The following is an 8,876-nucleotide window of genomic DNA, read 5'->3' on the forward strand; positions in this document are numbered from 1 at the left end:
GCTCGGCGAGCTCGGCAGCCGCAAGCGCGCCGAGTTCGAACGCCGCCTGCGCCACGAGCGTCCGGCCGCGCTCGCCAAGGCGTTCCGCACCTACAAGAAGGAGCTGCTGGAAAAGCCGATGAATGCGGCGACCCGCAAGTCCTCCGAGGCCGTGATCGAGGTTATCGCCGGCGCGATGCCGATGGAATTCCTCGCAGGCTCGGCGGATCTTACCGGCTCCAACAACAACAAGGCGAAGTCGGCGACCGGCTTCTCGGCCAAGACGCCGAAGGGCCGTTTCATCCATTACGGCATCCGCGAGTTCGGCATGTGCGCCGCCATGAACGGCGTCTTCCTGCACGGCGGCTTCGCGCCGAACGGTGCGACCTTCCTGGTGTTCACCGACTACGCCCGCCCGGCGATGCGGCTTGCCGCGCTGATGGGGACCGGCGTCGTCTATGTGATGACCCACGATTCCATCGGCCTCGGTGAAGACGGCCCGACCCATCAGCCGGTCGAGCACCTGTCCGCACTCCGGGCCGTTCCCAACATGCGCGTGTTCCGCCCGTGCGATGCCATCGAGGTCGCCGAGTGCTGGGAGATTGCACTGAATCGGATCGACGGCCCGACCGTGCTGGCGCTGACGCGGCAGAACCTGCCGCAGCTCAGGACGACTGCGAACGAAAACCCCTGCCAATATGGTGCCTACGAGCTGGTCGCGGCCCAGGGCGAAGCCAAGGCGACGCTGTTCGCCTCGGGCTCCGAGGTCGAGATGGCGGTGGCCGCCCAGAAGCAGCTGGCCGAGCGCGGCATTCCGACACGGGTGGTCTCGGTGCCCTCGCTCGAGCTCTTGCTAGCGCAACCAAAAGAGCGCCGCGACGCGATCATCGGCAACGCCCCGATCAAGGTCGCCATAGAGGCGGCGGTGCGCTGGGGCTGGGATGCCGTGATCGGGCAGGATGGCGAATTCATCGGCATGCATTCGTTCGGCGCCAGTGCCCCGTTGAACAAGATCTTCAAGCATTTCGGCATTACCGCCGAGGCTGCGGTTAACGCTGTGCTGAAGCGCGTTTCCTGAGAGTTGAGCTTGCCAAAAAAAAGGACTACGTAGTCTCTCATATGATCAAGCATCGCCCGGCCGAACCGGGCGTCCGCCCCTAAAAAACCCTCGCAGGCGCGTATGGCGCGTTGTGCGGGAAGACTAGGCGTTATCGAGCCCGTCATTGAACGGTCATAAGGAGATGGAACATGGCAGTCCGCGTCGGAATTAACGGTTTTGGCCGCATCGGCCGCAACATCCTGCGGGCTATCGCCGAGTCCGGCCGCAAGGACATCGAGGTCGTCGGCATCAACGACCTCGGTCCGGTCGAGACCAACGCCCATCTGCTCCGCTTCGACAGCGTCCATGGCCGTTTCCCCGGCACCGTCACCGTCGATGGCGACTCCATCAGCCTCGGCGGCGCCAAGATCAAGGTGACCGCCGAGCGCGATCCCTCGAAGCTGCCCTGGAAGGATCTCGGCATCGACATCGCGATGGAATGCACCGGCATCTTCACCTCGAAGGACAAGGCCTCCGCGCATCTGACCGCCGGCGCCAAGCGCGTGCTGGTCTCCGCGCCCGCCGACGGCGCCGACGCCACCATCGTCTACGGCGTCAACCACGACACGCTGACCAAGGACCACATGGTCGTCTCGAACGGCTCCTGCACCACCAACTGCCTCGCGCCGGTGGCCAAGGTGCTGAACGACCTCGTCGGCATCGAGACCGGCTTCATGACCACGATCCACGCCTATACCGGCGACCAGCCGACGCTCGACACCATGCACAAGGATCTCTATCGCGGCCGTGCGGCGGCGATGTCGATGATCCCGACCTCGACCGGTGCGGCCAAGGCCATCGGCCTCGTGCTGCCCGAGCTGAAAGGCAAGCTCGACGGCGTCGCGATCCGCGTGCCGACCCCGAACGTCTCGGTGGTCGATCTCAAGATCATCGCCAAGCGCGCCACCGACGTGAAGGAGATCAACGCGGCGATGAAGCGCGCCAGCGAGCAGCAGCTCAAGGGCATCCTCGGCTACACCAGCGCGCCGAACGTCTCGATCGACTTCAACCACGATCCGCACTCCTCGACCTTCCACGAGGACCAGACCAAGGTGCAGAACGGCACGCTGGTGCGCGTGATGTCCTGGTACGACAACGAGTGGGGTTTCTCGAACCGCATGGCGGACACCGCCGTCGCGTTCGCGAAGGTGATCTGACGCCGCTCTCGTGTTCCGGACGCGATGCGGCGTGCAAACGCTGCGTCGCAGAGCCGGGACCCACTTAACCGCGGGACTCGCTGCAACATGGGTCCCGGTTCTGCACAGCGGCACTGCGCGCCGCAGTGCGCCCGGGACAAGGGCCATCCGATGACCAACAAATTCCGCACCCTCGACGACGTCGAATTGAAGGGCAAGCGCGTGCTGCTGCGCGTCGACCTCAACGTGCCCATGGACAACGGCCGCGTCAGCGACGCCACCCGGCTCGAGCGCGTCGCGCCGACCATCACCGAAATCGCCGACAAGGGCGGCAAGGTCATCCTGCTCGCGCATTTCGGCCGGCCGAAGGGACGCGACGCCAAGGACTCGCTCAAGCCCGTCGCCGAAGCGCTGGCGAAGGTCGTGAAGAAGCCGGTTGCGTTTGCCGACGACTGCATCGGCGAGCCCGCGGCCACGGCTGTTGCGGCCCTGAGGGACGGCGACATCCTCTGCCTGGAAAACACCCGCTTCCACAAGGAAGAGGAAAAGAACGATCCCGCCTTCGTCGCGGAGCTGGCAAAGCTCGGCGACATCTGGGTCAACGACGCCTTCTCGGCCGCGCACCGCGCCCACGCCACGACCGAAGGCCTCGGCCACAAGCTGCCGGCCTATGCCGGCCGCACCATGCAGGCCGAGCTCGATGCGCTGGAGAAGGCGCTGGGCTCGCCGACCAAGCCCGTCATCGCCATCATCGGCGGCGCCAAGGTCTCGACCAAGATCGACCTGCTCGAAAACCTCGTCAGCAAGGTCGACGCGCTGGTGATCGGCGGCGGCATGGCCAACACCTTCCTGCACGCCCAGGGCGTCGGCATCGGCAAGTCGCTGGCCGAGAAGGATCTCGCACCGACCGCGCTGCGCATCATGGAGAAGGCGGAAGCCGCCAATTGCGCGATCATCCTCCCGGTCGACGCCACCGTCGCCTATCATTTCGCGGCCAACGCGCCATCGCATGCCTACGGGCTCGACGCGATCCCGGCCGACGGCATGATCCTCGACGTCGGCCCGCAGTCGATCGCGCGCGTCCACGCCGCCATCGACGATGCCGCCACGCTGGTCTGGAACGGACCGCTCGGCGCCTTCGAGATGCAGCCGTTCGACCGCGGCACGGTCGCGGCCGCCAAGCATGCCGCCGAGCGCACCAAGGCCAAGAAGCTGATCTCGATCGCGGGCGGCGGCGACACGGTTGCGGCCCTCAACCAGGCCCATGTGGCCGGTCAGTTCACCTATGTTTCGACCGCCGGTGGCGCATTTCTTGAATGGATGGAAGGCAAGCCACTGCCCGGCGTCGAAGTTCTGCGCATCAAGTAATCAGTCGACACGTACGAAGCTGCCTATCGGCCCAAACGGAGAAAAAGACACATGGCTCGGATCACGTTACGTCAATTGCTCGACCATGCGGCTGAGAACGATTACGGCGTACCGGCCTTCAACATCAACAACATGGAACAGGCACTGGCGATCATGGACGCGGCCAACACGGTCGACGCGCCCGTCATCATCCAGGCCTCGCGCGGCGCGCGCTCCTACGCCAACGACATCATGCTCAAGCACATGATGGACGCGGTCACCGAGATCTATCCGCACATCCCGGTCTGCGTGCATCTGGACCACGGCAACGAGGCGGCGACCTGCATGACCGCGATCCAGGCCGGCTTCACCTCTGTCATGATGGACGGCTCGCTCAAGGCCGACGGCAAGAGCCCGGCCGACTGGACCTACAATGTCGGCGTCACCAAGACGGTGACCGACATGGCCCATCTCGGCGGCATCTCGGTCGAGGGTGAGTTAGGGGTGCTCGGCTCGCTCGAAACCGGCATGGGCGACAAGGAGGACGGCCACGGCGCCGAAGGCAAGCTCTCCCACGACCAGCTCCTGACCAACCCGGACGAGGCCGTGAAGTTCGTCCAGGAGACCAAGGTCGACGCGCTCGCGATCGCGATGGGCACCTCGCACGGTGCCTACAAGTTCACCCGCAAGCCCGACGGCGACATCCTCGCCATGAAGGTGATCGAGGAAATCCACCGCAAGCTGCCGAACACGCATCTGGTCATGCACGGCTCCTCCTCGGTGCCGCAGGACCTCCAGGACATCATCAACGAGTTCGGCGGCAAGATGAAGCCGACCTGGGGCGTGCCGGTGGCCGAGATCCAGCGCGGCATCAAGAACGGCGTGCGCAAGATCAACATCGACACCGACAACCGCATGGCCATGACCGGCCAGATCCGCAAGGTGTTCAAGGAGCACCCGGAAGAGTTCGACCCGCGCAAGTACCTGAAGCCCGCGATGGAAGCGATGACCAAGCTGTGCAAGCAGCGGCTCCAAGAGTTCAACACCGCAGGGCAGGCCTCGAAGATCAAGAAGGTGCTGACGACAGCCGAAATGGCCAAGCGTTATGCCAAGGGCGAGCTGGACCCGAAGGTGGCGTAAAGCCTTCAGCCACATCCTCCCGTCATTGCGGGACACGCGAAGCGTGGGCCCGGAATCCATAACCCCAGGCTGTGGTTATGGATTCCGGGCCTGCGCCTTTCGGCGCATCCCGGAATGACGGCAAGCCCTTTACCCTGCGACGAACGTTAACTCGGCAATTGCCCGAGAACCGTCTATTTTCACAGGCAAGGGCAGAATCGTTTTGGGAGGACCTCTCGATGAATCTGACTGAGCTCAACAGGATCGCGACCGCCATGGTCGCACCGGGCAAGGGCATTCTTGCCGCCGACGAATCCTCCGGCACCATCAAGAAGCGCTTTGACGCGATCGGCGTGGAATCCACGGAATCGAGCCGCCGCGACTATCGCGAGATGCTGTTCCGCTCGAAGGACGCCATGAGCCAGTACATCTCCGGCGTGATCCTCTACGACGAGACGATCTGGCAGGATGCCAAGGACGGTACGCCGCTGGTCAAGCTGATCGAACAGAGCGGCGCCATTCCCGGCATCAAAGTCGACGAAGGCACGCAGGCCCTGCCGATGTGTCCCGGCGAGCTCGTCACCGTCGGGCTCGACAAGCTCGCCGAGCGGCTGAAGAAGTATTACGAGCGCGGTGCGCGCTTCGCCAAATGGCGCGCGGTGATCGACATCGGCAGCGGAATCCCGTCGATGACCGCGATCAGCGTCAACGCCCATGCGCTGGCGCGCTATGCCGCGCTGTGCCAGGCCGCGCAGATCGTGCCGATCGTCGAGCCGGAGGTGCTGATGGACGGCGACCACGACATCGACCGCTGCTATGAGGTCACGCAGCGCGTGCTCAACAAGACCTTTCAGGAGCTGCGCATCCAGCGCGTCGCGCTCGAGGGCATGGTGCTGAAGCCGAACATGGCGATCTCAGGCAAGAAGTCACCGAAGCAGGCTTCAGTGGACGAAGTCGCGGAGAAGACGATCCGGCTGCTGAAGGCCTGCGTGCCGGCGGCGGTGCCCGGCATCGCCTTCCTCTCCGGCGGCCAGTCGGACGAGGAGGCGACCGCGCATCTCAACGCCATGCACAAGCTCGGCGCGCTGCCCTGGGGCCTGACCTTCTCCTACGGCCGCGCGCTGCAGGCCGCGCCGCAGAAGGCCTGGTCCGGCAAGGCGGAGAATGTCACGGCCGGGCAAAACGCATTCAGCCATCGCGCCCGCATGAACGGCCTCGCCTCCCGGGGCGAATGGCAAAGCAGCCTGGAAAAGAAAGCGGCCTAGATCTTGTCGAACAAATCGCCTCCACCGCGCCCGGCACCGCGTCTCTATCTTGCGACACCTGTTGTCGATGATCCCGCGACGCTCGTCGCCGACCTGCCCGGCCTGCTCGCGGCCGCCGACGTTGCGGCCGTGCTGCTGCGGCTGAAGGAGGCCGACCAGCGCACCATGATCTCGTGCATCAAGGCGCTGGCGCCGCCGGTGCAGAAAGCGGGCGCTGCGCTGCTCGTCGACGGCCATGCCGAACTGGTCGCGCGCGGCGGCGCCGACGGCGCGCACCTGCCCGGCATCGCCGCGCTGAAGGAGGCGCTGCCGTCGCTCAAGCCCGATCGCATCGCCGGCGTCGGCGGGCTGACGACGCGGCACCATTCCATGGATGCGGGCGAGGTCGGCGCGGACTATGTGCTGTTCGGCGAGCCCGACGCGAAGGGCCAGCGGCCGTCGTCGCAGGCGATTGCCGAGCGGCTGGACTGGTGGGCCGAGCTGTTCGAGCCGCCCTGCGTCGGCTTTGCCACCTCGCTGGACGAAGCCCACGACTTCGCCGCCAGCGGCGCCGATTTCGTGCTGGTCGGCGAATTCATCTGGGCTGATCCGCGCGGGCCCAAAGCCGCGCTGATCGACGCCGATGCCGCAATCAGGAAGGGCTTTGCGGCCGCGCCCGTGGACCGGGATCCCGCGGGCCAAAATTCTGCGGATCAGGATTCTGAAGGCCGGGGGCACGGCTAGCGCCCGACATGAAGCTCCCGCGCCTCACCATTCTGGCCACGCTGCTGCTCACAGTGCCCGCGGCCGCGCAGCTCCAGATCACGCCGCCGGCGGCAACGCCGAGCCCGCCCGCGGAGAAGCAGAAGCCCAAGCCGCCCGCGCCTCCCAAGAAGAAGGAGGCCGCGCCGGCGCCAAAACCTTCGGCCTCGCCCAAGCCGGCCGCTTCGCCCAAGCCGGCATTGCCCGCGACCGTGATCCCGGCGCCTCCGACCGACACGCCCGGCGTCGACCTGGTGTTCGGCGCCTATCAGCGCGGCCAATACAAGACGGCATTCGACCTCGCCAGGGCCCGCGCCGCGACCGGCGATGCCAAGGCGATGACCATGCTGGGCGAGCTCTATTCCAACGCCATGGGCATCCGCCGCGACTACGCCAAGGCGCTCGAATGGTACAAGCGTGCCTCCGACGCCGGCGACCGCGAGGCGATGTTCGCCCAGGCCATGCTGCGCATGTCGGGCCGCGGCGGCCCGGTCGACAAAGGCGAGGCGGTCAAGCTGATGGCGTCAGCCGCCAAGCTCGGCGAGCCCAAGGCCGCCTATAATCTCGCTTTGCTCTATCTGGACGGCCAGACCCTGCCGCAGGACGTCAAGCGCTCGGCCGAATTGCTGCGCCAGGCGGCGGACGCCGGCCTGCCCGAGGCGCAATACGCGCTCGCGACCTTCTACAAGGAGGGCACCGGCGTGCCCAAGGACCCGGAACGGGCGGTGCGGCTGCTCCAGGCCGCTACGCTCGCCGACAATGTCGACGCCGAGGTCGAATATGCCATCGCCCTGTTCAACGGCACCGGCACGCCGAAGAACCAGCCGGCCGCCGTCGCGCTGCTCCGCAAGGCGTCCCGCCAGGGCAGTGCGATCGCGCAGAACCGGCTGGCCTGGGTCCTGATCAACGGCATGGGAACGTCAGTGGACAAGGTCGAGGGTTTCAAATGGCATCTGGTGGCCAAGACCTCCGGCAAGGGCGATCCCGAGCTCGACAAGCAGTTCTCCGACCTGCCCCCCGACGACCGGTCCAAGGCCGAGGCCGCCGCCAAGAAATGGCTCGGGACCAAATGACTTGACCTTGAGCCCCCCGCAGGGCACCCAATCCCTCAAACACGCGCGATTTCGCGCCATTTCCCCCGATCAAGACCAGAGCTCATGCTGTATTCCGCCACTATCAACGTCATGGTCAAGGCCGCGCGCCGCGCCGGCCGCAGCCTCAAGCGCGATCTCGGCGAGATCGAGCATTTGCAGGTCTCGCTGAAGGGGCCGGCCAATTTCGTCTCGCTCGCCGACAAGCGCGCCGAAGAAATCCTCTACCAGGACCTCGCCAAGGCCCGGCCCGGCTACGGCTTCATCGGCGAGGAAGGCGGCACGCGGGAAGGCTCCGACAAGAGCCACACCTGGATCGTCGATCCGCTCGACGGCACCACCAACTTCCTGCACGGCATCCCGCAATTCGCGATCTCGATCGGCCTCGCCCGCGAAGGCACGATCATCGCCGGCGTAATCTACAATCCCGCCAATGACGAGCTCTACATCGCCGAGCGCGGCAAGGGCGCCTTCCTCAACGACCAGCGCCTGCGCGTGGCCGGCCGCCGCCAGCTCAACGAATGCGTGGTGGCCTGCGGCCTTCCCCATATCGGCCGCGGCGACCACGAGGAATTCCGCCGCGAGATGACCGCGATCCAGGACCGCGTCGCGGGCCTCCGCCGCTTCGGCGCCGCCTCCCTCGACCTCGCCTTCGTCGCCGCCGGCCGCCTCGACGGCTACTGGGAGCGGAATTTGCAGTCGTGGGATATTGCCGCCGGTATGATCATGGTGCGCGAGGCGGGCGGCACGGTGACCGACATCGAGACGCCGGGCGACCCGGTGGTGACCGGGCATGTGGTGTGCGGGAATGAGTTCGTGCACGGGGAATTGGTGAAGGTGTTGCGGAAGTAGGGGGCGTCAATCGCCCATCCCCCGCCCCTCCGTTCCGCCCCAGCTGTTAGAGCAAAAGCAGACGGCGCGCTTGATAGGCGAGCGCCGGTTCTGCCCATCGCCAGTCAAATTCGCCAATCGTTAGCGCCCACCCGCCAGCACCGGGCTTGGCAGCCGTTAGTTTTCAGATACAATCAGAAAGACACAACATCGATATTTTCGTTCATTACGGGCATACTGTGTAACATAACTCCGGATTATGGGCCGT

The 8,876-nt window shown here is 65.8% G+C and carries 8 protein-coding genes; all 8 read left to right on the forward strand.

Annotation, left to right across the window (positions count from 1 at the left end):
• Positions 1-1,057 (forward strand): transketolase-like TK C-terminal-containing protein (locus PMI42_RS36950; protein WP_008145078.1); only part of this gene is annotated, 1,057 nt, incomplete at its 5' end.
• 170 nt (positions 1,058-1,227) lie between these two features.
• On the forward strand, positions 1,228-2,235 hold the full coding sequence (gene gap, locus PMI42_RS36955; RefSeq protein WP_008145080.1) for a type I glyceraldehyde-3-phosphate dehydrogenase: 1,008 nt from the start codon (positions 1,228-1,230) through the stop codon (positions 2,233-2,235).
• Positions 2,236-2,385: 150 nt separating this feature from the next.
• Positions 2,386-3,582, forward strand: a complete 1,197-nt coding sequence (locus PMI42_RS36960) for a phosphoglycerate kinase (RefSeq protein ID WP_008145082.1) — start codon at positions 2,386-2,388, stop codon at positions 3,580-3,582.
• Positions 3,583-3,633: 51 nt separating this feature from the next.
• Entirely contained in the window at positions 3,634-4,701 is a 1,068-nt protein-coding gene (gene fba, locus PMI42_RS36965; protein WP_008145084.1) for a class II fructose-bisphosphate aldolase, read from the forward strand.
• A gap of 218 nt (positions 4,702-4,919) precedes the next feature.
• Positions 4,920-5,945: a class I fructose-bisphosphate aldolase gene (locus PMI42_RS36970; protein WP_008145085.1), complete on the forward strand. Its 1,026-nt coding sequence runs from the start codon at positions 4,920-4,922 to the stop codon at positions 5,943-5,945.
• Between the two features lie 3 nt (positions 5,946-5,948).
• Positions 5,949-6,668: a thiamine phosphate synthase gene (locus tag PMI42_RS36975; protein WP_008145086.1), complete on the forward strand. Its 720-nt coding sequence runs from the start codon at positions 5,949-5,951 to the stop codon at positions 6,666-6,668.
• Between the two features lie 8 nt (positions 6,669-6,676).
• Positions 6,677-7,759, forward strand: coding sequence for a tetratricopeptide repeat protein (locus PMI42_RS36980; RefSeq protein WP_008145088.1), 1,083 nt, complete (start codon positions 6,677-6,679; stop codon positions 7,757-7,759).
• An 84-nt stretch (positions 7,760-7,843) separates the two neighbouring features.
• Positions 7,844-8,629, forward strand: coding sequence for an inositol monophosphatase family protein (locus tag PMI42_RS36985; RefSeq protein WP_008145089.1), 786 nt, complete (start codon positions 7,844-7,846; stop codon positions 8,627-8,629).
• The last annotated feature ends 247 nt before the right edge of the window (positions 8,630-8,876 follow it).

This window comes from Bradyrhizobium sp. YR681 (assembly GCF_000282615.1).
Lineage (GTDB): Bacteria > Pseudomonadota > Alphaproteobacteria > Rhizobiales > Xanthobacteraceae > Bradyrhizobium.

Coding starts and splice junctions, on each gene's coding strand:
- PMI42_RS36980 (WP_008145088.1), top strand. CDS start 6,677: ATGAAGCTCCCGCGCCTCACCATTCTGGCCACGCTGCTGCTCACAGTG.
- fba (WP_008145084.1), top strand. CDS start 3,634: ATGGCTCGGATCACGTTACGTCAATTGCTCGACCATGCGGCTGAGAAC.
- PMI42_RS36960 (WP_008145082.1), top strand. CDS start 2,386: ATGACCAACAAATTCCGCACCCTCGACGACGTCGAATTGAAGGGCAAG.
- PMI42_RS36970 (WP_008145085.1), top strand. CDS start 4,920: ATGAATCTGACTGAGCTCAACAGGATCGCGACCGCCATGGTCGCACCG.
- gap (WP_008145080.1), top strand. CDS start 1,228: ATGGCAGTCCGCGTCGGAATTAACGGTTTTGGCCGCATCGGCCGCAAC.
- PMI42_RS36985 (WP_008145089.1), top strand. CDS start 7,844: ATGCTGTATTCCGCCACTATCAACGTCATGGTCAAGGCCGCGCGCCGC.